The 25,375-nt window shown below is 69.4% G+C and carries 23 protein-coding genes; 18 read left to right on the top strand and 5 right to left on the bottom strand.

Annotation, left to right across the window (positions count from 1 at the left end):
* Positions 1-43 precede the first annotated feature (43 nt).
* The 7 genes from C6Y44_RS17900 to tsaD all read left to right on the top strand — a co-directional run bounded on the left by C6Y44_RS17900 (position 44) and on the right by tsaD (position 6,603).
* The gene (locus C6Y44_RS17900) at positions 44-1,495 is read left to right on the top strand and encodes an NAD(P)H-hydrate dehydratase (RefSeq protein ID WP_159417820.1); all 1,452 of its coding nucleotides are present in this window, start codon (positions 44-46) and stop codon (positions 1,493-1,495) included.
* Between the two features lie 58 nt (positions 1,496-1,553).
* Positions 1,554-2,726 (top strand): alanine racemase, encoded by a 1,173-nt coding sequence (gene alr / locus C6Y44_RS17895; RefSeq protein ID WP_159417821.1) that lies wholly within the window; start codon positions 1,554-1,556, stop codon positions 2,724-2,726.
* A 4-nt stretch (positions 2,727-2,730) separates the two neighbouring features.
* Positions 2,731-3,789 (top strand): alpha/beta fold hydrolase, encoded by a 1,059-nt coding sequence (locus tag C6Y44_RS17890; RefSeq protein WP_159417822.1) that lies wholly within the window; start codon positions 2,731-2,733, stop codon positions 3,787-3,789.
* Between the two features lie 22 nt (positions 3,790-3,811).
* Complete coding sequence (tsaE, locus tag C6Y44_RS17885; RefSeq protein WP_159417823.1) at positions 3,812-4,270, top strand: tRNA (adenosine(37)-N6)-threonylcarbamoyltransferase complex ATPase subunit type 1 TsaE; 459 nt, start codon at positions 3,812-3,814, stop codon at positions 4,268-4,270.
* 79 nt (positions 4,271-4,349) lie between these two features.
* The gene (tsaB, locus tag C6Y44_RS17880; RefSeq protein ID WP_159417824.1) at positions 4,350-5,018 is read left to right on the top strand and encodes a tRNA (adenosine(37)-N6)-threonylcarbamoyltransferase complex dimerization subunit type 1 TsaB; all 669 of its coding nucleotides are present in this window, start codon (positions 4,350-4,352) and stop codon (positions 5,016-5,018) included.
* Positions 5,015-5,530, top strand: a complete 516-nt coding sequence (gene rimI / locus C6Y44_RS17875; protein ID WP_159417825.1) for a ribosomal protein S18-alanine N-acetyltransferase — start codon at positions 5,015-5,017, stop codon at positions 5,528-5,530. Before tsaB ends, rimI begins: the two co-directional genes overlap by 4 nt.
* A 44-nt stretch (positions 5,531-5,574) precedes the next feature.
* Complete coding sequence (gene tsaD, locus C6Y44_RS17870; protein ID WP_159419168.1) at positions 5,575-6,603, top strand: tRNA (adenosine(37)-N6)-threonylcarbamoyltransferase complex transferase subunit TsaD; 1,029 nt, start codon at positions 5,575-5,577, stop codon at positions 6,601-6,603.
* A gap of 40 nt (positions 6,604-6,643) precedes the next feature.
* Here tsaD and C6Y44_RS17865 read toward each other — a convergent pair whose 3' ends face one another.
* Positions 6,644-8,365 (bottom strand): Hsp70 family protein, encoded by a 1,722-nt coding sequence (locus C6Y44_RS17865; protein WP_159417826.1) that lies wholly within the window; start codon positions 8,363-8,365, stop codon positions 6,644-6,646.
* A gap of 311 nt (positions 8,366-8,676) precedes the next feature.
* Here C6Y44_RS17865 and groES point away from each other — a divergent pair, with 311 nt between their 5' ends.
* Positions 8,677-8,979 (top strand): co-chaperone GroES, encoded by a 303-nt coding sequence (gene groES, locus C6Y44_RS17860; RefSeq protein WP_006550071.1) that lies wholly within the window; start codon positions 8,677-8,679, stop codon positions 8,977-8,979.
* Positions 8,980-9,066: 87 nt separating this feature from the next.
* Positions 9,067-10,677 (top strand): chaperonin GroEL, encoded by a 1,611-nt coding sequence (gene groL / locus C6Y44_RS17855; RefSeq protein WP_120279941.1) that lies wholly within the window; start codon positions 9,067-9,069, stop codon positions 10,675-10,677.
* A 259-nt stretch (positions 10,678-10,936) separates the two neighbouring features.
* Here groL and C6Y44_RS17850 read toward each other — a convergent pair whose 3' ends face one another.
* Positions 10,937-11,230 (bottom strand): WhiB family transcriptional regulator, encoded by a 294-nt coding sequence (locus C6Y44_RS17850; RefSeq protein WP_006550073.1) that lies wholly within the window; start codon positions 11,228-11,230, stop codon positions 10,937-10,939.
* A gap of 524 nt (positions 11,231-11,754) precedes the next feature.
* Here C6Y44_RS17850 and C6Y44_RS17845 point away from each other — a divergent pair.
* From C6Y44_RS17845 to C6Y44_RS17835, 3 genes are all read left to right on the top strand, one after another.
* Entirely contained in the window at positions 11,755-12,666 is a 912-nt protein-coding gene (locus tag C6Y44_RS17845) for a hypothetical protein (protein ID WP_159417827.1), read from the top strand.
* Positions 12,667-12,794: 128 nt separating this feature from the next.
* Positions 12,795-13,373, top strand: a complete 579-nt coding sequence (locus C6Y44_RS17840; RefSeq protein ID WP_019288580.1) for a sigma-70 family RNA polymerase sigma factor — start codon at positions 12,795-12,797, stop codon at positions 13,371-13,373.
* Entirely contained in the window at positions 13,366-14,439 is a 1,074-nt protein-coding gene (locus tag C6Y44_RS17835) for an anti-sigma-D factor RsdA (RefSeq protein ID WP_159417828.1), read from the top strand. Before C6Y44_RS17840 ends, C6Y44_RS17835 begins: the two co-directional genes overlap by 8 nt.
* Before the next feature lie 95 nt (positions 14,440-14,534).
* Here C6Y44_RS17835 and C6Y44_RS17830 read toward each other — a convergent pair whose 3' ends face one another.
* Positions 14,535-14,945: a DUF5319 domain-containing protein gene (locus tag C6Y44_RS17830; RefSeq protein WP_006550077.1), complete on the bottom strand. Its 411-nt coding sequence runs from the start codon at positions 14,943-14,945 to the stop codon at positions 14,535-14,537.
* A gap of 260 nt (positions 14,946-15,205) precedes the next feature.
* Between C6Y44_RS17830 and guaB the strand changes: the two genes are divergently transcribed.
* The 4 genes from guaB to guaA all read left to right on the top strand — a co-directional run bounded on the left by guaB (position 15,206) and on the right by guaA (position 21,483).
* Entirely contained in the window at positions 15,206-16,729 is a 1,524-nt protein-coding gene (guaB, locus tag C6Y44_RS17825) for an IMP dehydrogenase (RefSeq protein WP_159417829.1), read from the top strand.
* A 71-nt stretch (positions 16,730-16,800) separates the two neighbouring features.
* Positions 16,801-17,934 carry a GuaB3 family IMP dehydrogenase-related protein gene (locus C6Y44_RS17820; RefSeq protein ID WP_159417830.1) on the top strand — a complete coding sequence of 378 codons (1,134 nt, stop codon included), beginning with the start codon at positions 16,801-16,803 and terminating at the stop codon, positions 17,932-17,934.
* A 182-nt stretch (positions 17,935-18,116) separates the two neighbouring features.
* On the top strand, positions 18,117-19,841 hold the full coding sequence (locus C6Y44_RS17815) for a GMC oxidoreductase (protein WP_159417831.1): 1,725 nt from the start codon (positions 18,117-18,119) through the stop codon (positions 19,839-19,841).
* 67 nt (positions 19,842-19,908) lie between these two features.
* Positions 19,909-21,483 carry a glutamine-hydrolyzing GMP synthase gene (gene guaA, locus C6Y44_RS17810; protein ID WP_024101587.1) on the top strand — a complete coding sequence of 525 codons (1,575 nt, stop codon included), beginning with the start codon at positions 19,909-19,911 and terminating at the stop codon, positions 21,481-21,483.
* An 80-nt stretch (positions 21,484-21,563) separates the two neighbouring features.
* Here the strand turns inward: guaA and C6Y44_RS17805 are convergent, their stop codons facing one another.
* Both C6Y44_RS17805 and C6Y44_RS17800 read right to left on the bottom strand, forming a co-directional pair.
* Positions 21,564-21,797 (bottom strand): hypothetical protein, encoded by a 234-nt coding sequence (locus C6Y44_RS17805; protein WP_159417832.1) that lies wholly within the window; start codon positions 21,795-21,797, stop codon positions 21,564-21,566.
* Positions 21,790-23,259, bottom strand: coding sequence for a PspC domain-containing protein (locus tag C6Y44_RS17800; protein ID WP_172414903.1), 1,470 nt, complete (start codon positions 23,257-23,259; stop codon positions 21,790-21,792). The genes C6Y44_RS17805 and C6Y44_RS17800 overlap by 8 nt, the downstream gene beginning before the upstream one ends.
* A gap of 97 nt (positions 23,260-23,356) precedes the next feature.
* Between C6Y44_RS17800 and C6Y44_RS17795 the strand changes: the two genes are divergently transcribed.
* Entirely contained in the window at positions 23,357-24,679 is a 1,323-nt protein-coding gene (locus C6Y44_RS17795; RefSeq protein WP_225623588.1) for an ATP-binding protein, read from the top strand.
* Positions 24,676-25,362, top strand: a complete 687-nt coding sequence (locus C6Y44_RS17790; protein WP_120279934.1) for a response regulator — start codon at positions 24,676-24,678, stop codon at positions 25,360-25,362. The genes C6Y44_RS17795 and C6Y44_RS17790 overlap by 4 nt, the downstream gene beginning before the upstream one ends.
* Positions 25,363-25,375 lie beyond the last annotated feature (13 nt).

The following is a 25,375-nucleotide window of genomic DNA, read 5'->3' as shown; positions in this document are numbered from 1 at the left end:
GGCCCACCCGCCGCCGGTGCAGGAGGGACAGGGTAGGGGGACAATGCGCAGTTTTCACCCGTCCGACGTGGTCCGTGCGGCTGAGGCCCCGCTGCTGGCGTCCCTCCCCGAGGGGACGCTCATGCGGCGCGCGGCGTACGGACTCGCGCGGGTCGTGGCTTCCGAACTGCGCGAACGCACCGGTGGAATCGCCGGTCGGCGGGTGAGCCTGCTCGTCGGATCCGGCGACAACGGCGGCGACGCGCTGTGGGCGGGAACCTTCCTGCGCCACCGCGGCGTGTCCGTCACGGCACTGCTGCTCGACCCCGACCGGGTGCACCCCGCGGGTCTGCGGGCACTGCGGAAGGCCGGTGGGCGGATCGTTCAGGCGACTCCCGAGCACGTCGGCGACCCGGACCTCGCGCTCGACGGCATCGTCGGCATCTCCGGGCGCGGCCCGCTACGACCGGCGGCGGCCGCGGTCGTGGACGAGATCACCGCGCCGATCATCGCCGTCGACACCCCGAGCGGTGTCGATCCCGATACCGGCGCCGTCGACGGACCGGCGATCACGGCCGCGGTGACCGTCACCTTCGGCGCCTACAAGCCGGTCCATGCGCTCGCCGCCGCGCGCTGCGGCCGCGTCGAACTCGTCGACATCGGACTCACACTCCCGGCGGCCGGGCTGGTCGCGGCGGAACCGTCCGAGATCGGTGCGATCTGGCCGGTGCCCGGCGCCGAGGACGACAAGTACTCCCAGGGCGTGGTGGGTATCCGTGCCGGCAGCGCCCGGTATCCCGGGGCCGGTGTGCTGTGCACGGGCGCGGCCGTCGCTGCGACCTCCGGCATGGTGCGCTACGCCGGATCGGGTGCCTCCGAGGTGCTCGCGCGGTTCCCCGAGGTCGTCGTGTCGCCCTCGGTGGCGGAGACCGGGCGAGTGCAGGCCTGGGTCGTGGGGCCGGGCGCCGGTACCGACGACGAGGCCTGCGCGAACCTGCGCGACATCCTCGCCACCGACCTGCCGGTGCTCGTCGACGCCGACGGGCTCACGCTCCTCGCCCGCGAACCCGGTCTCGTGCGGGGCCGGTCCGCGCCCACCCTGCTCACCCCGCACGCCGGCGAATTCGCACGCCTGACCGGGCAGCGTCCCGAACCGGACCGGGTCGCGGCGGTACGTTCCCTCGCCGCCGACTGGGGTGTGCACGTGCTGCTCAAGGGCCGCGCGACTCTCGTGGCACGACCCGACGGGCACGTCTTCGTCAACGACGCGGGCGGGTCGTGGGCGTCGACCGCGGGCGCCGGGGACGTGCTGGCCGGTGTCATCGGCTCGTTGCTCTCGTCGGGCATGCCGGTGGACCTGGCCGCGGCGGCCGGTGCTCGGGCCCATGCGCTCGCCGCGAATCTCGCTGCGCAGGACCCGGATTCTCCCGGAGCGGCGCCGATCTCGGCGAGCGCGATCCTCTCCCGCATCGGCGACTCGATTCGTCTGCTGCGCACCCACATTGCCGAATCGTGACGTGGCACACGGGGACACGACGTCGGCGTTCGACGGCACAGTGGCAGGATCGACAGACGTGACCACGACCCAACGCACCCCGCGACCTGCACGTACCGTCCTTCCCCAAGCCGAAGCCGTCATCGATCTCGGCGCCGTGGCGGAGAACGTACGAGCGCTCCGGGAGTACGCGGGTCCGGCTGCGGTCATGGCCGTCGTCAAGGCCGACGCCTACAACCACGGAGCCGTGCCGGTCGCGCGCGCCGCGCTCGCCGCAGGTGCCCGCGAACTGGGTGTGACGACGCTCGGCGAGGCACTCGAACTCCGCGCCGCGGGTATCGAGGCGCCGATCCTGTCGTGGCTGCACACCGCCGACTCCGATTTCGCTCCCGCCGTCGAGGCCGGGGTCGAACTGGGCCTGTCCTCGCCGCGCCACCTCGCGGCCGTCGTCGAGGCGGCCCGGCAGGTCGGGGTCACCGCGACCGTCACGGTCAAGGTCGACACCGGTCTCAACCGCAACGGTGTCGCCGCCGACGAGTGGGACGACATGCTGCGCGACCTGGGCCGGGCACAGGCCGAAGGTGTCGTGCGCTTGCGTGGAGCGTTCTCGCACCTCGCCCACGGCGACGAACCCGAGCATCCGGGCAACGCCGAGCAGCGCGACCGGCTCAGCGAGGCCGTTGCGGATCTGCGGCGGCACCATCTGGCTCCCGAAGTGGTGCATCTGTCGAACTCCGCGGCCACCGTCACCCGTCCCGACCTGCGATTCGACATGGTTCGGCCCGGAATTGCGATGTACGGGTTGACACCGATCCCGGAACTCGGCGACCTGGGCTTCCGGCCGGTGATGACCGTGCGGGCGAGGGTGGTGCTGGTGAAGAAGGTGAAGGCGGGAGACGGCGTGTCCTACGGGCACACCTGGACCGCTCCCGCGGATACGACGGTGGCGCTGCTGCCCATGGGGTATGCGGACGGGATCCGCCGCAATCTCAGCGGGCGCATCGAGGTGCAGCTCGGCGGGCGCCGGTGCCCGCAGATCGGGCGCGTGTGCATGGATCAGGTCGTCGTCGACCTCGGCCCCGACGGGGCAGGAGTAAGCGAGGGCGACGAGGCGTTGTTCTTCGGTGACGGGCGTCATGGAGAACCGAACGCCCAGGACTGGGCCGACAAGCTGGACACGATCAACTACGAGATCGTGACCGGCATCGGCGGACGGACCGTCCGGACCTATGTCGGAGCGAAGGGAGCGTGACGTCATGTCCCTCGTGAACAGGATGGGACTCCTCGGTGCGAGCCTCGCGACGCTCGCATCGTCGGCGGGACTGTACGCGGTCAAGACCGCGGGCGCGCCCGCCCACGAGATCTATCAGAACGAGGACTTCGACGAGATCCTCCGGCTCCCGCGCCGCATCGTGACCACCGAGGACGGTGTGCCGCTCGTGGTCCGTGAGAGCGGCTCGTCGCTGGCTCCGCTCACGGTCGTGTTCGTCCACGGATACTGCCTGCGCATGCAGTCCTGGCACATGCAGTACCGACACCTGCGCGAACAGTGGGGACGCGACGTGCGTGCCGTCTTCTACGACCAGCGTGGTCACGGCGAATCCGGTTTCTCCGGTGCCGCGACGTGCACCATCGCGCAGCTCGGCCGTGACCTGGGCCGGGTGATCGACGAGGTCGCGCCTACCGGTCCGGTGGTGGTCGTGGGCCACTCGATGGGCGGCATGACCGCGATCGCCCTCGCCTCCCAGCGACCTGACCTGTTCGGTGAACGCATCGTCGGCGTCGGGCTCCTGGCGACCACCGCGGCAGGTCTGAGCAAGACCGGTATCGGACGCAATCTCGAGAACCCGGTGATCGACGCGTTCCGGTACGCGGCGCGTACCGCACCGGGATTCGTGCAGTTCGCGCGCGGCGCGGCCCGTGCCGTCGTGACACCGATCCTGCGTGCGGCGTCCTACGGCACGGTCGTGAGCCCCCGCCTGGTGAAGTTGTCCGACCGGATGCTCGACGAGACGTCGGTGCTCACCATCGTCAACTTCCTCCGCACCCTCGAACTGCACGACGAGTCCGCGGCGCTTCCGGTCCTGGGCACCGTGCCCGTGCTGGTGCTGTCCGGCGACGCCGACATGGTCATCCCGTACGCGAGTTCCGAGGCGCTGGCGGAGGAACTGCCCGACGTCGAACTCAAGCGGGTACGTGGTGCCGGGCACCTCGTGCAGCTGGAGTTCCCCGAGGTGGTCGATCGTGCCCTCGATCGCCTGATCCAGCGGAGTTTCACGCAGGGAGCGAGCGGAAGGCAGATCGCAATTGGGTGAGTCGCAATCGAGTGGGCCGCAGGTGGGGGCGCAGAGCATCGAACTGCCGACCGTGGAGGACACCGAGGCGTTCGGGCGCAGGCTGGCAGCCGAGTTGCGGGCCGGCGACCTCGTCGTGCTCGACGGGCCGCTCGGCGCGGGCAAGACGGCGCTGACCCGCGGAATCGCCGTCGGCCTCGGCGTGGAGGGACGCGTGACCTCCCCGACCTTCGTCATCGCCCGTGAACACCGTCCCGGTAGTCCGGAGGGACGCGAACCGGTCGGGCTCGTCCACGTCGATGCCTACCGTCTCGGCGACGGACCGAACGCCCTCGACGAACTCGACGCGCTCGACCTCGACACCGACCTGACCGACACCGTCGTGGTGGTCGAATGGGGCGGTGGCCTGGTCGAGCAGCTCGCCGAACGGCATCTGAGGGTCCGGCTCCGGCGCGACCCGGGCACCGACGTCCGCCGTGCCGCGTGGGAGTGGGTCGGCTGACCCACCGGCACCCCGCATGCCGGTGGCTTCCGTCACTGCGCACCGACCGGGCAGGTCGCGCGGGGTAAGCTGGTACATCGTGCTCGTGCTCGCTGTCGATACCGCCACCCCCGCCGTGACCTCGGGAGTCGTCCGTCTCGACCGCGGTCGGGACGATGCCCGGCCCGAGACGGTCGCTGCGCGCGTGCTCGACAATCCGCGAGCGCACGCCGAAGTTCTCACCCCGCAGATCCTCGAATGCCTCGCCGAGGCCGGCGCCGCACCCACCGATCTCGACGCGATCGTCGTCGGCATCGGACCGGGTCCGTTCACGGGTCTCCGTGTCGGCATGGCCACCGCTGCAGCCTTCGGTGATGCTCTCGGAATCCCCGTGCACGGTGTGTGCAGCCTCGACGCGATCGCCGCGGACGTCCACCGGGAACACGGTACGGACGACGATCTGCTCGTCGTCACCGACGCCCGTCGTCGCGAGATCTACTGGGCACGCTATTCCGGTGGCTGCCGTGTCGAAGGACCCGAGGTGCGCAAGCCCGCCGACGTGCCCGCCGAGCCGTCGGTGCGGGTGGCAGGCTCGCCGTCGCACGTCGCGCTGTTCGACCTCCCGGCGGTGGACGTGCAGACGCCGTCCCCGGCGGGCCTGGTGATCGTCGCCGCCGACGCCCTGCGCGCGGGCGCCGCCCCGGAGCCGCTCGTGCCCCTGTACCTGCGCCGCCCCGACGCGGTGGAGACCGCGAACCGCCGAGCATGACCAGTACACCCGAGGAGAACACGGCCGCGGAGAACGCGGTCGTCATCGACGCGCTACGTCCGGAGGACGCACCACGCTGCGCCGAACTCGAACAGATCCTGTTCCCCGGCGACGACCCGTGGAGCGCCGATGCCTTCCGTTCGGAGTTGGCTTCGCCTCACAATCGCTACTTCGCGGCACGCGATCCGCAGGGCCGGCTGATCGGTTACGCGGGACTCGCGCGACTCGGTACGGCCATCGAACCCGAATCCGAGGTGCACACCATCGGCGTGGACCCCGCCGCGCGCCGCCGGGGGATCGGCGGAGCCCTCCTGGGGGAGTTGCTGGCCGTCGCCGACCGCTGGGGAGGACCGGTCTTCCTCGAGGTGCGCACCGACAACGACGCGGCGATCGCCCTGTACCGGCGCGAGGGCTTCGAGATCGTCGGAACCAGGAAGCGTTACTACCAGCCGAGCGGCGCGGACGCGTACACGATGCGTCGTCCGGATCCGCGAGAGGAGTCACCGGCGTGAGCACCACCAGCCCCCGATTCGAGCTGCCCGAGCGCCCCGTCGTGATGGGCATCGAGAGTTCGTGCGACGAGACCGGTGTCGGCATCGTCCGCTGGGTGGGTGACGGCACCCTCGAGCTGATGGCCGACGCCGTGGCGTCGAGCGTGGACGAGCACGCCCGCTTCGGCGGTGTGGTGCCGGAGATCGCATCCCGCGCCCATCTCGAGGCCATGGGGCCGACGATGCGGCGCGCCCTCGACGAGGCCGGGATCGAGAAGCCGGACGCGGTGTGCGTGACCATCGGTCCGGGACTCGCGGGAGCACTGCTCGTCGGTGTCGCCGCCGCCAAGGCCTACGCGGCAGCGTGGAACGTGCCGTTCTTCGCGATCAACCACCTCGCGGGCCATGTCGCGGTCGACACCCTCGAGCACGGACCGATGCCGCCCTGCGTGGCGCTGCTCGTCTCCGGTGGTCACACCCACCTGCTGCACGTCGAACATCTCGGCAAGCCCATCGTCGAACTCGGCACCACCGTCGACGACGCCGCCGGGGAGGCCTTCGACAAGGTCGCGCGACTGCTGGGGCTCGGTTATCCCGGCGGTCCCGAGGTCGACAGGCTGGCCCGCCAGGGCGACCCCACCGCAGTCGTGTTCCCGCGGGGCATGACCGGTCCGCGCGACGCGCGTCACGACTTCTCGTTCTCCGGTCTCAAGACCGCGGTGGCCCGCTTCGTCGAAGCGAAGGAACGTGCGGGCGAACCGGTGCCGGTCGCCGATGTTGCTGCGGGTTTCCAGGAGGCGGTGGCGGACGTGCTCACCATGAAAGCCGTGCGGGCCGCCCAGGATCTCGGTGTCGACACGCTCGTCCTCGGTGGTGGAGCGACCGCCAACAGCCGGTTGCGCGCGCTCGCCGAGGAACGGTGCGCTGCCGCGGGTATCACCCTGCGTGTGCCGCGACCGAAGCTGTGCACCGACAACGGTGTCATGATCGCGTCGCTGGGCGCGCATCTCATCGCCGCGGGGGCGCAGCCGTCCTCGCTGGGCGCTGCGACGGATCCGGGCCTGTCGGTGTCGGTGTCGCAGGTCGTCGCCTGACCGTTCCCGACCGATCCGTCGCCCGAGGAGGGCGCTCCGCCTAGGTGGGGGCGATCTCCGAGGTTCCGGATCCGGTGGTGGTCTCCCCGGTGGTCGTGTCGCCCGTCGTGGTCTGTCCGGTGGACGGCACGGTCGTGCTCTCCTCCGTGACGGACGCGATCGTGGAGGACACGTCGGTCGGATATGCGCCGGTGGGCGACGCGGACGGCGTCTCGGTCGGCGATGTGGTCGACGGGGGGGTCGGGCTCACGCCGGTGCTCGGTTCGGTCGTCTCCGGATCGGTGGGCGCAGGGCTCGTCGTCTCCGGCGGCGTGGTCGGCTCGGTGGTGTCGGGAGCCGTCGTGTCCGGAGCTGTGGTGTCCGGAGCGGTGGTGTCCGGAGCCGTGGAGTCCGGATCGGGCCTCGGTGCGGTCTCGGAATCCGGCGACGTGAACGGTCGGTCCGTGTCGGACTCTTCCTCCGCTGTCGACCCGGGTGTCGGCACCTGATCGATCGGCGTGGGTGTCACGGTGGTGCTCGACGACTCGGGCGCGGTGGGCCACGGATCCTGGGTCGACGGAACGGTGTGCTCGACGGTCGGCAACGGCCAGGGAACCGTCGTGGGCGCGGGTGCGTCCTGGGTGCTCCGGGACGTCACGGGTTCGGGCGGCGGGTCGTGGGACGGGACGGCCGACCCGCCGGGACCGGCCTCCTGCGTGGGGACGTCGCCGCTCGTGAAACGCGGCGACACCTGGGCGTCGCTGCTGTCTCGTTCGGTGAAGTGCTGGGTGGCGAAGCCGGCCATGATCGCGCTGAGCACCAGGAGCCCGGCGACCGCACCGGAGACACGACCCGAGGATCGGTTGCTGGTGCGCGACAGGGCACCGACCACGGTGTATCCGACCGAGGACGGGGAATCGGCCGATAGCGCCGCACCGATCGCGGCAGCCGCTCCCGGTTCGGGGACGGTGACGATCTCGCCGTCGAACTCCGCCGAGATCGCCGCGGCGAGGACGGGGGACGCGGCCGCGCCTCCGATGAGGGCCATGGTCTCGGGAACCGGATCGGTGCTCGAGCAGATGCGCCGCGTGAACGCCGCCGCTTCGTCGGCGAGATCGGTCGTCAGTTCGTCCAGTTGCGCTCGGGTGAGGGTGACCGTCGCGTCGGGACCGGCCTCGGCGATGTCGATGCGGGTCGTCGTCGCCGAGGAGAGTGCCTCCTGGGCGCCCTGGCACCGGGCCGCCAGCAGGCCGGGGTCGATCTGCCGCCGGGTGCGCATCCGCTCGGTGGCGTTGCGGACATGATCGAGCACACGTGCGGTCAGGGCGTCGCCGCTGACGGTCTCGGTGCGTGCGGACCGCAGCAGGGTGCCGGTCGCGCGGTCGAGGACGGAGACGGTCGTGCCGGTGGCTCCGATGTCCACGAGCGCGATCGCGCCGGGTTCGCGACGGACCCCCACGGTGTAGAGGTATTCGAGGGCGGCGGTGGTCTCCGCAACGAGGCGGACCATGTGGCCCGTCCGCTCGGCGGCCGTGCGGATCTCGTTCGCCTGTTCCTCGGTGCGGTATGCGACTGTGATGATGTCGGGACTGTCGGCTCCGCGGGCGGTTCCGCGAGGAGACGTGAGCGAGACGGCGTCGAAGACGAGATCTCCGAGATCGCGCCCGGGCTGGGACTCGGAGGCGAGTCTGCGGAATTCCGTTGTGGGCGCGTGTGCAGCATCGACGCGCAGGGCCGAGCCGACGCCGGAGGCGCCGACGGAGATGCCGAGCGACGTGGGCATTGTTCACCTTCCGTGCGTGATCGACGACCAGGCGTCCAGGGCCTACCTCGGCTGAGGTCACCGAACGATCACGCTCATGGGTTTCCGTTATTCAACCGTAACATGACGCCGGGTTCGACGCAGGTCGGCGTGTTTGCACCCGTTGCCCTTGAGCGCTGGCACTCGCGTGTATAGAGTGCTAGTGACACCGAGCGCCGGCCCGGCACCCGCGACGACGGGACGCGTGCGGAGTCACCGTGATGACTGAACACACCCGTGTTCGAGAACACCGGTTCTCGGACCTCATTACCCCTGAAAGTGGAGGGCTCATCGTGGCGAGCGTGAACATCAAGCCGCTCGAGGACAAGATCCTCGTCCAGGCCAACGAGGCCGAGACGACGACTGCCTCCGGCCTGGTCATCCCGGACACGGCGAAGGAGAAGCCCCAGGAGGGCACCGTCGTCGCCGTCGGCCCCGGCCGCTGGGACGAAGATGGCGACAAGCGCATCCCGCTGGACGTCAAGGAAGGCGACGTCGTCATCTACAGCAAGTACGGCGGAACCGAGATCAAGTACGCCGGCGAGGAGTACCTGATCCTGTCTGCGCGCGACGTCCTGGCTGTCGTCGCCAAGTAGGCCGCTTGCATTCCGCCCCGGTGTCCCGTTTCGGACCCGGGGCGGAATACGTTGGGGAACATCCGAGTCCAGGAGTAGTCGCAGAACATGTCCAAGCAAATCGAGTTCAACGAGACCGCGCGGCGGGCTCTCGAGCGCGGTGTCGACCAGCTGGCCGACGCCGTCAAGGTGACGCTCGGCCCGCGTGGCCGGCACGTCGTGCTCGCCAAGGCCTTCGGTGGTCCCACCGTCACGAACGACGGTGTGAGCATCGCCCGTGAGATCGAGCTGGAGGATCCGTTCGAGAACCTCGGCGCCCAGCTCGTCAAGAGTGTCGCGACCAAGACCAACGACGTCGCGGGTGACGGCACCACCACCGCGACCGTTCTCGCCCAGGCGCTGGTCAAGGTCGGCCTGAAGAACGTTGCCGCAGGCGCCAATCCGATCGCGCTCGGTGCCGGTATCGCCCAGGGTGCGGACAAGGTGAGCGAGGCTCTGCTCGCTGCCGCCACTCCCGTCGAGGGCAAGACCGCCATCGCGCAGGTCGCCACCGTGTCCTCGCGCGACGAGGAGATCGGTGAGATGGTCGGCGAAGCGCTGACCCGCGTCGGGGAGAACGGTGTCGTCACCGTCGAGGAATCCTCCACGCTGAGCACCGAACTGGTCGTCACCGAGGGCGTGCAGTTCGACAAGGGCTTCCTGTCGCCCTACTTCATCACGGACATCGACGCGCAGGAAGCGGTCCTCGAGGACGCGCTCGTCCTGCTGTACCGCGAGAAGATCAGCTCGCTTCCCGACTTCCTCCCGCTCCTCGAGAAGATCGCAGAGTCCGGCAAGCCGGTCCTGATCATTGCCGAGGACATCGAGGGCGAGCCGCTGTCGACCCTCGTGGTCAACGCGATCCGCAAGACCCTCAAGGCCGTTGCCGTCAAGGCTCCGTACTTCGGTGATCGCCGGAAGGCCTTCCTCGAGGACCTCGCCGTCGTCACCGCGGGTACGGTCATCAACTCCGATCTGGGTCTGTCCCTCAAGGAGGCCGGACTCGACCTGCTCGGCTCGGCCCGCCGTGTCGTGGTGACAAAGGACAGCACCACGATCGTCGACGGTGCCGGTACCGCCGAGGACATCGAGGCGCGCGCCGCTCAGCTGCGTCGTGAGATCGAGGCCACCGAGTCCGACTGGGACCGCGAGAAGCTCGAAGAGCGCCTCGCGAAGCTCGCCGGTGGCGTCGCGGTCATCCGTGTGGGTGCGGCGACCGAGACGGACCTCAAGGAGCGCAAGTTCCGCGTCGAGGACGCAGTCAACGCCGCGAAGGCGGCCATCGAGGAGGGCATCGTCCCGGGTGGCGGGTCGGCTCTCGTACAGGCCGCACGCTCGCTCGAGGAGCTTCAGGCGTCCCTCTCCGGCGACGCCGCCACGGGCGTGGCCGCGCTGCGCACCGCGCTCACCGCGCCGCTGTACTGGATCGCCACGAACGCCGGCATCGACGGTGCGGTGGTCGTGAGCAAGGTCGAGGAGAGCGGTCAGGGCTTCAACGCCGCGACCCTCTCCTACGGCGACCTCGTCGCCGAGGGCGTCGTCGACCCGGTGAAGGTGACGCGCTCCGCTGTCGTCAACGCCGCGTCGGTTGCACGCATGGTGCTCACCACCGAGAGCGCCGTCGTCGACAAGCCGGAGGAAGAGGCCGAGGCCGGGCACGGCCACGGTCACGCGCACTGAGCGACCGGTCAGGGCCGCGGACCCGCCGCCCGGCGGGTCCGTAGGTCGAGCCGGACGTGAAAGTCGTTCCGGACGGCACGAATACAGCGAGGCCCCGCAAGGAATGTTCGCATTCCCTGCGGGGCCTTCGTCGTATCGACGCATCTCCTCCAACCGGCCTCCGGTCGTACCGTCCCGGTCGTACCGTCCCGGTCGTACCGTCCCGGTCGTGTCGACATGGTCACGACCTGACGGCGTCATCACGGGGCGGGTGACCGCCTCACACAGCGACCTTCCGCCGTCGTTGCCTCGTGTACATCTCCCGCTCGGTCTCCGACATGCCGCCCCAGATGCCGTACGGCTCGGCGACGGCGAGGGCGTGGTCGCGGCAACGCGCCAGCACGGGGCAGGTGCGGCACAGCTCCTTCGCGCGGTTCTCCCGCTGGGCGCGGGCACGACCGCGCTCTCCGTCGGGATGGAAGAACACCGAGGAGTCCACACCACGACACTTACCGTGCATCTGCCAATCCCAGAGGTCCGCGTTGGGGCCGGGCAGTGTGTGTGGTGCAGGCATGTGGCACTCCTTTGCAGCAAGCTCGCGTGAGTTGTGCGAGCGGACCGTGGACACATCGGGATTCCCGCTGTGATCCGAATCAAACAAACTCACCGTAGGATCTGTATCGATTCGTCGTCAATATTTTCGATGAGTGGGATAGTCCATAACCGAACGGCCAAGATTTAACCGCGGAAATATTTACTTTCGTGAGGAGTCGTGCCTGTGCGCTGCGGGTGGGGGCGATCCGCGGTATTCTCCGCTCCCGATGTGGGTAGAAGGTCCTTTACTCGCTGGTAACCCGGCCTTTCGGCGGCCTGATGTGGCTCCGACCCGGGCTCGGAGAGCAGGGGCGACACCCTACATGCACCGCGCATGTTTTAACGCGATGTTTAACAAAATGTTCGGAAATGTCTTCTGCGCATCCCTGCGTTCCAATCATCGAGACTATTTGCGCTCACGGTGATAATTTCTCTCCGGCAAATGCCCGGCGTCGGCCCGGAGCCCCGCGTATCGCCGGTATCCGCTGGTGCGATGATTCCGCGATGGCACATTCCGACGCCCGCCGGCACACGGCACCGACACCGTCCGACCGTCACGCGATCCTGGTCGCCGCGGCCTTCGGCCCGACCCCGGGGGCACATCCGCTCCCTGCGGCGCACGGACCCGAACAGAACTGGTTGCGGGCCGTCGCGCTCGGTGGGCAGGGGCGTTACGCCGCCGCGCGGGCCGAGCTGGCCCGAGTGCGTGGAACCGGAGGAGTGTGGTCGTCGTTCGGCGCGAGCACCGAGGCCTCCCTTCTCCGTCAGTTGGGCGGACATCGCGCCGCCGCCGTCCTGGACGGACGTGCTCTCGCCGAGGCGGGGTCGCTGCGAATCGGCTCCGGGAACACTGTCGCTGCACAGTGCGACGCCGCCACGGGGTTGGCGGCCGATGCGCTCGGGCGGGGCCGTCTCGCGGTGTGCGGGTCGCTCCTCGACCGATGCGCAGCCGCTCTCGACGCTGCCGAATCGGAAGCGGGGGAGAAGGCCTTCGTGCGACAGCGGATCCGTCTCGCATGGGTCGGGGCCGAATCCGCTCTCGCGGCAGGCGACTTCACCCGTGCGCGCAGCCAGGCGGACCGCGCGGTGGAACTTGCGGACGGATTCGGATCGATCCGGCACTCCGTGAAGTCGGACCTCGTGCGGTCGGCCTCTCTGACCGGACTGCCCGACCAAGGTCCGGCCATGGACCTGGCCGCCGACGTCCTCGCGCGTGCGGAGGAACACGGACTGATCCCGTTGCAATGGGCCGCGGCGATGCTCCTCGACGGGCTGGGGGCAGGGAGAGATGCGGGTCGCGTCCGTGACGACGATGCGGCACCCGGCCGTGATCTCGACGCGGGACGCGTCCGTGACTTCTGCGCGACCGTGATCAGGGGGCATGGGGGTCGCTTCGTGACCTCGTCTGCCTGTTGAGTTCCATTCGCGCGCGGGGGGTGACCCGACCGGTCGGTCGTTGTAGTTACTCTGGGGGTGTTCCACGGTCAGGTGGAAGCCCGCCCGGGGGGGTGGTGCCGTCTGTAACGCCAGGACTTGCGCAATCGATGACTGTTATGGGTGAGGAGTTGGACTCCGCGGTTGCTGCGGCTGCGCAAGGCGACCGGGCGGCTCTCGCTCAGGTTCTTGCAAGTGTCCGGCCCCTCGTCGTGCGGTACTGCCGCGCACGGGTCGGATCTGCAGAGCGCGGCCAGCTCTCTGCAGACGACGTTGCACAGGAGGTGTGCCTGGCCGTGATGACCGCTCTGCCGAGATATCAGGACCAAGGCCGCCCCTTCATGGCGTTCGTATACGGGATCGCTGCTCACAAGGTCGCCGACGCGCACCGCAGTGCGGCCCGCAACCGCGCGGAACCCGTGGCGGATGTGCCGGAGGTGATGTCGCTCGACGACAGCCCCGAGGAATACGCGATCAACTCCGAGGCGGGCCGGCAGATGAAGCAGCTGCTGGGCATCCTGCCGGAGAAGCAGCGCGAGATCCTCATCCTCCGTCTCGTCATGGGATTGTCGGCCGAGGAGACGGCCGCAGCGGTCGGTAGTACTGCAGGAGCGATCAGGGTGGCCCAGCACCGGGCCATCGCGAGACTCAAGAAGGAAGTCACGAGAGCAGGTGAGCGGAATGGGTAGGGGGCGTTTCTCGGGCGACGGCTTCGACGACGAGTTTCCCGACGACGAAACTTCCGTGGACCTTGCCGCCGTGCGTCGTGACGACGCGCTGATCGATGCGATCTCCGGTAACGGGCTCGTCGAGACGAAGGACACCGAGGAGTACGAACTCGCCACGCTGCTTGCCGACTGGCGTGCAGAGATCCTCGCCGAACCGATGCCCGCCGGCCCCGACCTCGACGAAGTGGTCGCCGCCGTCCATCGCGAACTGGGGACGCGGGAAACGCTCGCTCCGACCCCGGAGGTCACCCCTCTGCGCCCGAGATCGAAGGGGCAACTCCGGTTGCTCCGTCCGCTCGCAGGTGCAGCAGCGCTCGTCGCCGTCGCCATCGGCAGCGCGACCGCGGTGTCCTACGGCGCCGAGCCCGGCGACCCGTTGTGGGGCGTCAAGCAGGTCGTGTTCAGTGAGCAGGCGCAATCCACCGAGGCCCGGATCGACACCACATCGACCCTGCAACGTGCCGAACAACTCATCGCCGAGGGCCACACGGAAGAAGCACGCGAGTTGCTGACGTCCGCGGAGTCCCGTTCGGGCGACGTCCGGGACGCAGAGGAGCGCGATGCGCTCGGCGACTGGGCGCAACGCCTCGCCGAGGAGCTCGGCCGGTTGGTGCCGCAGGTGCCTCCGCCGCCGGCAGCGCCGGTGGCACCCGAGGCACCGGTGGTTCCCGGTGCCGTCGTGCCCCCGCCGGTCACGACGCCCGGCACGGAAGGGCAGCAGCCCGCTCCCACAACGGGTACCGACACGGGCACCACCGCCCCGCCCACGTCGTCGACGACCGTGGATTCGACCATTCTGCAGGCGCCGCCTCCGGTGTCCGCCACGTCCACGCCGTCGCAGCCCGCGCCGCCGCCGCCGTCCTCCAGCACGCAGCCGTCACCTCCGCCGAGCGAACCGCCGCCGCCGGCGACGTCGGAGTCCGCGACCCTTGCACCCACCACGACTGCGTCGTCGCCGCGGTCGACGCAGGACGGACCGGGAGCAGATTTCACTCCGGGGTCCGTGACCACTTCGGAAGGCGGCTAGAAGTACCGAACGACCCGGGCCCGGCAGCATGTGCTGTCGGGCCCGGGTCGTTCGTGGAAGTGACGTGATGCGTGGTCCGCGTGGGGAACGGTCGGTCAGGAATCCAGACCGTAGGGGTCGACGGGAAGAGCCTCGTTCATGGACGCGTCCGCGTAGCCGCGGCAGTAGTCCCAGGTGACGTAGGCGTCGGGGGACGGATCGAAGGCCGGCTCGTGCGGTCTGACGGTGCCGTCGACGAGCAGCTGCAGCAGGTTCGCTCGCAGCATGTCCCAGTCGTGGTAGTGGTCCTGGTGGCAGTCCTCGCAGCACACCACGAGTCCGCGGACGCCGCGGGGAGCCAGCAGCGCCTCGTAGACGGCCAGGTCTGCGAGGTCCTCTTCCACCGCGAGCCGCTCCGCAGGATCCAGGGGCTGGCCCGGCTCGATCGCGTCCAGTGCTGCGGACGGATCGTCGGGGTCTCCTGCGAACGGGTCCGGTGGGAGTCCGGGAGGCAACTGATCACGCACGACTCCACGGTACGCAGAACGAGGGGGTCTGCGCCAGCGGTCGCCAGGGGACACGCCGTGAAATCACACGGGGTGATGTGAGGAACATCGGGGAACAGGGTGGGAGCCGAGCTTGTTCCTCCGAACAGATAACATGAATGGGTGCGTGCCGCTCTCCAACCGCCCGTCGGTGCGACGAGCGTGCACGGCCTTCATTCATTCCCGCTGCCGGACGGTTCTGCCGTCCGCTCCCATCGACTGTCACGGAGGGTCCGAACCGCATGAGTAGTACCGGAGGGCGCGTGCACACCGGCGGTGACGACCCGAACAAGGTCGCAATGCTGGGTCTGACCTTCGACGACGTGCTGCTGCTTCCCGCGGCTTCCGACGTCGTCCCGAGTCAGGTCGACACGTCGAGCCAGCTCACCCGCGAGATCCGCCTGCGGATCCCGCTGGTCAGCTCCGCCATGGACACCGTCACCGAGTCCCGCATGGCCATCGCGATGGCCCGGGCCGGTGGCATGGGCGTGCTGCATCGCAACATGCCCACCGAGGTGCAGGCCGCGCAGGTCGAGACCGTCAAGCGGTCGGAGGCCGGCATGGTCACCGATCCCGTCACCTGCAAGCCGACCGACACGCTGGCCGAGGTCGACGCGATGTGTGCGCGATTCCGCATCTCGGGTCTGCCGGTCACCGACGACGAGGGTCAGCTCGTCGGCATCATCACCAACCGCGACATGCGGTTCGAGGTCGACCAGAACCGTCCGGTCGCCGAGGTCATGACGAAGGCTCCGCTGGTCACGGCCCGCGAAGGCGTCACCGCTGAGGCCGCGCTCGGTCTCCTGCGTCGCCACAAGATCGAGAAGCTGCCGATCGTCGACGGTCAGGGAAAGCTCACCGGCCTGATCACAGTCAAGGACTTCGTCAAGACCGAGCAGCACCCCAACGCCACGAAGGACCGCGACGGCCGTCTGCTCGTCGGCGCCGCCGTGGGTGTCGGCGACGACTCCTGGACCCGCGCCATGACCCTGGTCGACGCCGGAGCCGACGTTCTCGTCGTCGACAGCGCCCACGGCCACTCGGCCAACGTGCTGTCGATGATCTCCAAGCTCAAGACCGAGGTCGGCGACCGCGTGCAGATCATCGGCGGCAACGTCGCGACCCGCGCGGGCACCGAGGCGCTCATCAACGCCGGCGTCGACGCGGTCAAGGTCGGTATCGGCCCCGGTTCGATCTGCACCACGCGTGTCGTCGCGGGTGTCGGCGCGCCGCAGATCACGGCGATCCTCGAGGCGTCCACGGTGGCGCGCGCCCACGGTGTGCCGGTCATCGCCGACGGCGGTATGCAGTTCTCCGGCGACGTCGCCAAGGCTCTGGCGGCCGGTGCGTCCACCGCGATGCTCGGTTCGCTGCTCGCCGGCACCACCGAGTCCCCGGGTGAGCTGATCCTGGTGAACGGCAAACAGTTCAAGAGCTACCGCGGCATGGGTTCGCTCGGCGCGATGCAGAGCCGCGGTCAGGCCAAGTCGTACTCGAAGGACCGCTACTTCCAGGACGACGTGCTCTCCGAGGACAAGCTCGTGCCCGAGGGCATCGAGGGACGCGTGCCGTTCCGCGGCCCGCTGCAGCAGGTCACGCACCAGCTCATCGGTGGCCTGCGCGCAGCGATGGGCTACACCGGCGCGACGACGATCGAGCAACTGCAGGAGGCGCAGTTCGTGCAGATCACCGCCGCCGGCCTCAAGGAGAGCCACCCGCACGACATCACGATCACCGCCGAGGCACCGAACTACGTGGTCCGGTAGTTTTCGCGTTCGCAGCAGGGTCTCGTTCCGAGTAGGACGGGAGCATCGTCCAAGAGGAGAAAGGGGCGCGCGTGCGCGACCTCGTTGAAATCGGCATGGGTCGCACGGCCCGACGTACGTACGAGCTGGGCGACGTCGACATCGTCCCGTCGCGCCGGACGCGTTCGTCGAAGGAGGTGTCGACGGCCTGGCAGATCGACGCCTACCGTTTCGACATCCCGGTGCTGGCGCACCCCACCGACGCGCTGGTGTCGCCCACCTTCGCGATCGAGCTGGGCAAGGCCGGCGGTCTCGGCGTCATCAACGGCGAGGGCCTGTGGGGTCGTCATGCCGATGTCGACGCCGTCGTCGCCCGTCTCGCGGAGATCGCGAGCACGGATCCGCGCGCAGCCGTCCGCTACCTGCAGGAACTGCACGCGGCTCCGCTGCAGGGCGATCTGTTGGCCGCGGCCGTCGCACAGGTGCGGGATGCGGGTGTCACCACCGCGGTCCGCGTCAGCCCGCAGAACGCGCGCGCGCTCACGCCCGAGCTCGTGAAGGCGGGCATCGATCTCCTCGTCGTCCAGGGCACCATCATCTCGGCCGAGCATGTGGCCCACGGTGAGGACGAGCCGCTGAACCTCAAGACGTTCATCTCGGAGCTCGACGTGCCGGTCATCGCCGGTGGCGTCAGCGACCACCGCACCGCGCTGCACCTGATGCGCACCGGTGCGGCCGGTGTCATCGTCGGCTTCGGCTCCACGAAGCAGGCGACCACCACGTCCTCTTCGCTCGGCATCGGTATCCCGATGGCCACGGCCATCGCCGATGCGGCTGCGGCCCGGCGCGACTACCTCGACGAGACCGGGGGCCGCTACGTCCACGTGCTCGCCGACGGCGACATCGAGAACGCCGGCGACCTCGCGAAGGCGATCGCGTGCGGCGCCGACGCGGTGGTGCTCGGCGCGCCCCTGGCTCTCGCCGAGGAGGCCGCAGGCAAGGGTTGGTACTGGCCGTCCGTGGCCGGGCATCCGTCGATGCCGCGCGGCGCTGCGGTCCGGATCGCCGAGGACGGACGACCGGGCCTCGGCCGGGTGCTGTTCGGCCCCTCCGACGACCCCTCCGGTTCGCTCAATCTCGTGGGTGGTCTGCGTCGATCGATGGCGAAGGCCGGATACTCCGATCTGAAGGAATTCCAGAAGGTCGGTCTGTCGGTCCGCGGATAAGGACCTTCCCGGTACATCCCGATGGCCGGTCACAGCGTCGCAGGACGCGGTGACCGGCCATCGGCATTTCTCACCCTTTGTTTTCGTGCAACTCCACGTAACGGGTAGAGTCTCAGATGTGCCTGTAGTCACACCGCCGAGGTGCATACTGGCCGGTAACAACTCTCGTCGCTGGAGGTTCCATGGGTAAGCAACGGGTCACGGACTACGACGTCCTGATCGTCGGATCGGGTTTCGGTGGGAGCGTCACGGCGTTGCGCCTCGTGGAGAAGGGCTACAAGGTCGGCGTTCTCGAGGCCGGCCGCCGCTACGCCGACGCCGACTTCGCGAAGACCAGCTGGGACCTGCGCCGCTTCCTCTGGGCGCCGAAGTTCGGTTGCTTCGGCATCCAGCGAGTGCACCTGCTGCGCGACTGCCTGATCCTCGCCGGTGCCGGCGTGGGCGGCGGGTCGCTGAACTACGCGAACACCTTGTACAAGCCTCCGGCGCCGTTCTTCGAGGACCGCCAGTGGGCGCACATCACCGACTGGCAGGACGAACTGAGCCCCTACTACGACCAGGCGAAGCGGATGCTCGGCGTGGTGCAGTACGGCCGGATGACCGACGCCGACAAGGTGATCAAGTCGGTGGCCGACGACATGGGAGTCGGCGAGACCTTCATCCAGACGCCCGTGGGTGTGTTCTTCGGCGAACCCGGCCGCACGGTCGCCGACCCCTACTTCGGCGGCGTGGGCCCCGACCGCACCGGTTGCATCGAGTGCGGCGAGTGCATGACGGGATGCCGCCACGGCGCCAAGAACACCCTCGTGAAGAACTATCTGGGTCTCGCCGAGCGAGCGGGAGCCGAGATCGTCCCGCTGACCACCGTCACCGATCTGCGTCAGGCCGCCGACGGCACCTGGGACGTGATCACCGAACGCACCGGCGCGTGGGTCCGCAAGCGGCGGCGCACCTACACGGCCGCGCACGTCGTCCTCGCTGCCGGAACGTGGGGCACGCAGCACCTGCTGCACCACCTCAAGGACACCGGTGCGCTGCCCGAACTGTCCGACAAGGTCGGCGAACTGACCCGCACCAACTCCGAATCGATCGTCGGTGCCGGGAAGATGAGGATCGACCCCGATCTGAAGCTCACCGAGGGTGTCGCGATCACCTCGTCGTTCCACCCCACCCCCGACACGCACATCGAACCCGTGCGGTACGGCAAGGGATCGAACGCGATGGGCCTGCTGCAGACCCTCATGACCGACGGCGACGGACGCACCCCGCGCTGGGTGAAGTTCCTCGGGCAGGTCGTACGGAACCCCGTGAAGATGCTGCGGATGCTCTCGGTGCATCGGTGGAGCGAGCGCACCATCATCGCGCTGGTGATGCAGAACCTCGACAACTCCATCACCACCTACACGACCAAGGGTCTGTTCGGCCGCCGCAAGGTCACCAGCAAACAGGGACACGGGCAGCCGAATCCCACCTGGATCCCGGCCGGCAACGAGGCCACACGCCGCATCGCCGAGAAGATCGACGGTGTCGCGGGCGGCACGTGGGGTGAGATCTTCAACATTCCGCTCACCGCACACTTCCTCGGCGGCGCCGTGATCGGATCCGATCGCGACCACGGGGTCATCGATCCGTACCACCGCGTCCACGGCTACCCGACGCTGAGCGTCGTCGACGGCGCCGCGGTCTCCGCGAACCTCGGCGTGAATCCCTCGCTCACCATCGCGGCGCAGGCCGAACGCGCTGCATCGTTGTGGCCCAACAAGGGTGAGGACGACCAGCGTCCCGAGCAGGGACAGCCCTACCGTCGTATCGCGCCGATCGAACCGAAGAACCCCGTGGTGCCCGTCGACGCACCCGGTGCGTTGCGACTGCCGGTCGTCGAGGTCAAACACAGCGGCGTCGCGTAGCGACCCGGAAGTGATCGGATGAGCGGCCGCGTCGGGAACACCCGGCGCGGCCGCTTAGACTGTTCGGGTGTCGTCGCAAAGCCAGCAGTCCAGACCGGTCGTCGTCGTCGATTTCGGAGCTCAGTACGCGCAGCTGATCGCTCGGCGCGTTCGTGAGGCCAACGTCTACTCGGAGGTCGTGCCCCACACGGCCGGTGTCGAGGAGATCGCGGCGAAGAACCCGCGCGCGGTGGTGCTGTCCGGTGGCCCCGCCAGCGTGTACGAGGAGGGCGCACCGCGTCTCGATCCCACGCTGTTCGATCTCGACGTCCCCGTCTTCGGCATCTGCTACGGCTTCCAGGCGATGGCGCAGGCGCTCGGCGGCACGGTCGCGCACACCGGCTCGCGCGAGTACGGCCGCACCGAGCTGTCGGTCTCCGGCGGTGTGCTGCACGACGGCCTGCCCGAGACGCAGCCCGTCTGGATGAGCCACGGCGACGGCGTCACCGAGGCTCCCGAGGGCTTCGAGGTCACAGCCACCAGCGCCGGCGCCCCGGTCGCGGCGTTCGAGGACCGCGCCCGTCGCCTCGCCGGTGTCCAGTACCACCCCGAGGTGCTGCACTCGCCCCACGGCCAGCAGGTGCTGAGCCGGTTCCTGCACGACATCGCCGGAATCCCGGGCGACTGGACCGCAGCGAACATCGCCGACGCGCTCGTCGAGCAGGTCCGCGAGCAGATCGGCGACGGTCGTGCCATCTGCGGCCTGTCCGGCGGCGTTGACTCCGCCGTGGCGGCCGCGCTGGTGCAGCGCGCCATCGGCGACCGTCTGACTTGTGTGTTCGTCGACCACGGCCTCATGCGCGAGGGCGAACGGCAGCAGGTCGAGAAGGACTTCGTCGCCGCGACGGGTGCCCGTCTGGTCACCGTCGACGCGTCCGAGACCTTCCTGCGCGAGCTCGCCGGCGTCACCGACCCCGAGACCAAGCGTAAGATCATCGGCCGCGAGTTCATCCGTTCTTTCGAGGGCGCGGTCTCCGAGGTGCTCGGCGAGGGTGCCGACAAGGGCGAGACCGTGAAGTTCCTCGTGCAGGGCACCCTGTACCCGGACGTCGTGGAGTCCGGCGGCGGCTCCGGCACCGCGAACATCAAGAGCCACCACAACGTCGGTGGACTCCCCGAGGACCTCGAGTTCGAGCTCGTCGAGCCGCTGCGCCTGCTGTTCAAGGACGAGGTGCGCGCGGTCGGACGTCAGCTCGGCCTGCCCGAGGAGATCGTCGGCCGCCAGCCGTTCCCCGGCCCCGGCCTCGGTATCCGCATCATCGGTGAGGTCACCCGCGAACGCCTCGAGATCCTGCGTCGTGCCGACTCCATCGCCCGCGAAGAGCTCACCTCCGCCGGCCTCGACGGACAGATCTGGCAGTGCCCGGTCGTGCTGCTCGCCGACGTCCGCAGCGTGGGCGTGCAGGGCGACGGCCGCACCTACGGCCACCCGATCGTGCTTCGTCCGGTCTCCAGCGAGGACGCGATGACCGCCGACTGGACGCGCCTGCCCTACGAGACTCTCGAGCGGATCTCCACCCGCATCACCAACGAGGTGGCGGAGGTCAACCGAGTGGTGCTCGACGTGACGAGCAAGCCCCCGGGAACGATCGAGTGGGAGTGATCCTCACTCGCCGGGAGCGGTGAGACGACGAACGTCCCCCGGACCGATCAGGTCCGGGGGACGTCGCGTAGATGGGGGGGTTACCTCCGGCGGTTGGGGAGGAAGACCAGCACCGCTCCGATCAACAGGGCCGCGCCCACCAGGACCCATCCGAGGTCGACGGCGGCGAGGAACTCGACCGAGAACGGCCCGATCATGGCCCATCCGCTCACGACCAGCGCTGCCAGTGCGGCGAGCAGGAGCAGGAGCGACGGTCCCTTGCGGGTGCACTCGGTCCGATCCTCGGTGTGTGTTCCGGTTTCGTGATCAGCCACGACGCACCTCCAGAGATCCGAATTCCATGTTCGCGTTCAGGTCCAGGACCGGCCCGTCGTCGACTCCGTCGGCGCCGCCGTCGATGCCGGGGGCGGGGCATCCCCTGATCTCACCGGGGCCGACCGTGCAGTCGGCGCGGACGTCCAGGTTCTCCGGCAACAGCACCTCGACGCTGCCGAACCGGCCATCGACCTGCACCGTGCGGTCCTCGGTGAGTTCGAGTCCCCGCAGATCGAGGGTCATCGCCCCGAACTGGAAGCTGTACTCGGACTCGAGCTGATCGGTACTGGTCGGAGCCCAGGTCCGGTCGCCCCAGTTGGAGGTGTCGACCGGGCCGGCGATCGAGGCGAGAACGACGAATCCGAGCAGGGGACCGGTGACGACGAGCAGTCCGTGACCGCGGTGCAGGAACGCGCCGATCAGCAGGCCCAGACCGACGACCGCGAGGGCCACGGCACCCACCCGGGCGGGGGTCACCCAGGCCAGGTCGGCGGCGGCACCGAGCGCGCCGGTCACCGCAGCGGCGATCACGGCCAGGCCGAGGACCGTCGTGGTCAGACGCGAACGTCGATTCGTGACGATCGCGGGTTCGTGCTTCGGTGCCGGTTCGGGCAGATCCCATGCGAACGGGGCGACCCCGAGGGGATCCCATGCCGGCGGTGCCGAACGGTGGGGCGAGAGCTCGTCGACACCCGGGAGCGGAACGTCGGTGTCCTTGCGGTCGGTGTCCTTGCGTAGGTCGGGCATCGGGGACGTCTTCCTCTCCGTCGTCTCGGTGGGCGCTGTGGCGTCGGTGCCCGAGGCGGGGGTGTCGGTGCCCGAGGCCGGGGTGGTGTCCACGACCTCCGTCGCGTCGGTGGCCTGCGCAGGCGGGGTCGCCTCCCCGCTCGGTGTCGTCGTGGCCGCCGGACCCGCCTGCATGTGCCATGCCCCGGTGTGTGCGCCCCACGGGGAGCAGTACGCGTTCGTCACCGGAGGCTGAGGAAAGGCCGCCTGGGTGGGGAAGGAGGTTCCCTCGGGCGCCGGCAGCACCGGCGGTTCGGGACGCCGCTGATAGAGCAGCCACCAGCCGCCGAGCAGCAGGAGCGTTCCGATGAATCCGGAGCCGCCCGAACCCGCACCCACCGGTCCGATGGCACCCGCCGCGATCGCCAGGGCCACGAGGAGCACGATGACCTTGGTGGTCGAGTCCGAGCTCGCACCCCGCCCGACGAGCGATTCGAGCGAAGAGACCTGGTCGCCGTGACGGGGGAACATCAGCCAGGCGGCCAGATAGAGGACGAGACCGCCACCGCCGAACAGCGCCGACGCGACGAAGACGACACGGATCAGCACGGGATCGACGCCGTAGCGCGCTCCGATACCCGAGCACACACCCGCGATGTGCCCCTCCTTCGGCAGACGCACGGGGCGGGTCCGCCACATGTCCGCCACCTGGTCCTGAAAGCTCCTCGTGTCCATGGCACCCATCCTGCTGGGCTTCCGCGCGCGGCACATCAGGGACCAACCCTGATTTCCGAGGGGCCGATCGGAACCCGGACATCAGGGTTCGTCCCCGATGCCGGGCCGGCGATCACCGTGCCAGTATCGAGGTGTGCAACCGGTACCTGGATTACCCGTGACCGTTCCCCGCCTCGAACGGCGGGTGGGCGGTCGCATCGTGGGCGGTGTGGCCGGCGGTGTCGCCGACCATCTCGGTATCGACGCCACCAAGGTGCGGGTCGCGTTCACGGTGCTCGCCGCCCTCGGCGGGTTCGGGATCGCGGCCTACGGCCTGCTGTGGATGTTCGTGCCTCCGGGCTCCGACACCGATCGCCCCACCGGCCCCGAACGGCGCCGCGCCATCGGCCTCGCCTTCATGGGTATCGGCCTGGCGGTGGGTCTTTCGTGGCTGTTCAGTGGTGGTGCCGCAGGCGTGGTGCTGCCGATCGTCGTGGTGGTCGTCGGTGCGGCGCTCGTATGGCGTGAATTCGACGTCGAAGGCCCCCGATCGGTACTCGGTCTGCCCGCACATCCGACGGTCCTCACATGGGCCCGCGTACTCGGCGGCCTGACCCTCGTCGTCACCGGACTCGGAGTGATGGTCATCGCGCAGGTCGACGTCGCGGCGCTGCGCTCGTCGCTGGTCGCCGTGGTGGTCACGCTGGTCGGTGCCGCCCTGCTGTCGGTGCCGCTGTGGATCCGGATGTGGCGTGCCCTCGAGACCGAGCGTGCCGCCCGGGTGCGCAACGAGGAGCGCGAGGAGATCGCGTCGCACCTGCACGACTCGGTGCTCCAGACCCTCGCGCTCATCCAGAAGCAGGCCGGCGACCAGCAGGAGGTCGTGCGACTGGCGCGCAGCCAGGAACGCGAACTGCGCCGCTGGCTGTTCGGTGGGGACGAGACGCCGAGCACCTCGCTCGCCGAGACGCTGCGCACCATCGCCGGTGAGGTGGAGGACCAGTACGGTCTGTCCGTCCAACCCGTCATCGTCGGCGACGTCGCGCCCGACGACAGCGATCTGACCCCCGAGGCCGCGACCGCCGTGCTCGGCGCGACCCGCGAGGCTCTCGTCAACGCCGCCAAGCACGCCGGGGTGGACAGCGTCGACCTCTTCGCCGAGGTGGAACCGCATCAGGTGAGCGTGTTCGTGCGCGATCGCGGCGTCGGATTCGATCCCGGCGAAGTACCGGCCGATCGGCAGGGTCTGGCCAAGTCCATCCGGGCGCGCATCGAACGTCGCGGCGGCCGGACGGTCGTGAAGTCGAGTCCCGGAAAGGGAACCGAGGTGCGCATCCATGTGCCGCGCGCCGGCCGGACGGATACCGAACGCGAACAGGACACCGAGTCGACCTTAGAGTGGGGGGTGAACGACCCCCACCCCGAGGAGCAGACACAGTGACTTCGATTCCGGCGACATCGTCCGATGCCACCGAGAACAACCGTCCCTATCGTGTCTTCCTGGTGGACGACCACGCCGTCTTCCGCTCCGGAGTGCGCACCGAACTGGGGCGCGAGGCCGACATGGAGATCGTCGGCGAGGCCGGGGGAGTCGCCGAGGCCGTCGCCGGGATCGAGGCGACCAAGCCGGATGTCGTGCTCCTCGACGTCCACATGCCCGACGGCGGCGGCGTCGCCGTCCTCCAGCGGATCCCGGACGGGCCGGTCTGCTTGGCGCTCAGCGTGTCCGACGCGGCCGAGGACGTCATCGCCGTCATCCGCGCCGGCGCCCGCGGATACGTGACGAAGACGATCTCCGGGCCGGATCTGGCCGACGCCGTCCGGCGGGTCGCCGGGGGAGACGCCGTGTTCAGTCCGCGTCTGGCCGGTTTCGTGCTCGACTCGTTCACCGGCCGGTCGGCCGCACCGGAACCGCCACTCGATCCCGAGCTCGACTCGCTGACGCCCCGGGAACTCGAGGTGCTGCGCCTGCTCGCTCGCGGCTACACCTACCGCGAGATCGCCGAGGAACTCGTGATCTCGGTGAAGACCGTCGAGACGCACGCGTCGAACGTGTTGCGCAAGACGCAGCAGTCGAACCGCAACGCGCTGACCCGGTGGGCCCACCGCCGCCGCATCGACTGAGCGTGACGTCGGT

The sequence above is a fragment of the Rhodococcus rhodochrous genome, assembly GCF_014854695.1.
GTDB lineage: Bacteria > Actinomycetota > Actinomycetes > Mycobacteriales > Mycobacteriaceae > Rhodococcus.
Note: the sequence above shows the minus strand (reverse complement) of the source record. Positions and strands in the feature narration are given on the sequence as shown.

Bases quoted from the DNA above. Each gene is read 5' to 3' on its own strand.
- C6Y44_RS17900 (WP_159417820.1), top strand. From the start codon at position 44: ATGCGCAGTTTTCACCCGTCCGACGTGGTCCGTGCGGCTGAGGCCCCG.
- C6Y44_RS17890 (WP_159417822.1), top strand. From the start codon at position 2,731: ATGTCCCTCGTGAACAGGATGGGACTCCTCGGTGCGAGCCTCGCGACG.
- rimI (WP_159417825.1), top strand. From the start codon at position 5,015: ATGACCAGTACACCCGAGGAGAACACGGCCGCGGAGAACGCGGTCGTC.
- tsaD (WP_159419168.1), top strand. From the start codon at position 5,575: ATGGGCATCGAGAGTTCGTGCGACGAGACCGGTGTCGGCATCGTCCGC.
- C6Y44_RS17865 (WP_159417826.1), bottom strand. From the start codon at position 8,365: ATGCCCACGTCGCTCGGCATCTCCGTCGGCGCCTCCGGCGTCGGCTCG.
- groL (WP_120279941.1), top strand. From the start codon at position 9,067: ATGTCCAAGCAAATCGAGTTCAACGAGACCGCGCGGCGGGCTCTCGAG.
- C6Y44_RS17850 (WP_006550073.1), bottom strand. From the start codon at position 11,230: ATGCCTGCACCACACACACTGCCCGGCCCCAACGCGGACCTCTGGGAT.
- C6Y44_RS17845 (WP_159417827.1), top strand. From the start codon at position 11,755: ATGGCACATTCCGACGCCCGCCGGCACACGGCACCGACACCGTCCGAC.
- C6Y44_RS17840 (WP_019288580.1), top strand. From the start codon at position 12,795: ATGACTGTTATGGGTGAGGAGTTGGACTCCGCGGTTGCTGCGGCTGCG.
- C6Y44_RS17835 (WP_159417828.1), top strand. From the start codon at position 13,366: ATGGGTAGGGGGCGTTTCTCGGGCGACGGCTTCGACGACGAGTTTCCC.
- guaB (WP_159417829.1), top strand. From the start codon at position 15,206: ATGAGTAGTACCGGAGGGCGCGTGCACACCGGCGGTGACGACCCGAAC.
- C6Y44_RS17815 (WP_159417831.1), top strand. From the start codon at position 18,117: ATGGGTAAGCAACGGGTCACGGACTACGACGTCCTGATCGTCGGATCG.
- C6Y44_RS17800 (WP_172414903.1), bottom strand. From the start codon at position 23,259: ATGGACACGAGGAGCTTTCAGGACCAGGTGGCGGACATGTGGCGGACC.
- C6Y44_RS17795 (WP_225623588.1), top strand. From the start codon at position 23,357: ATGCCGGGCCGGCGATCACCGTGCCAGTATCGAGGTGTGCAACCGGTA.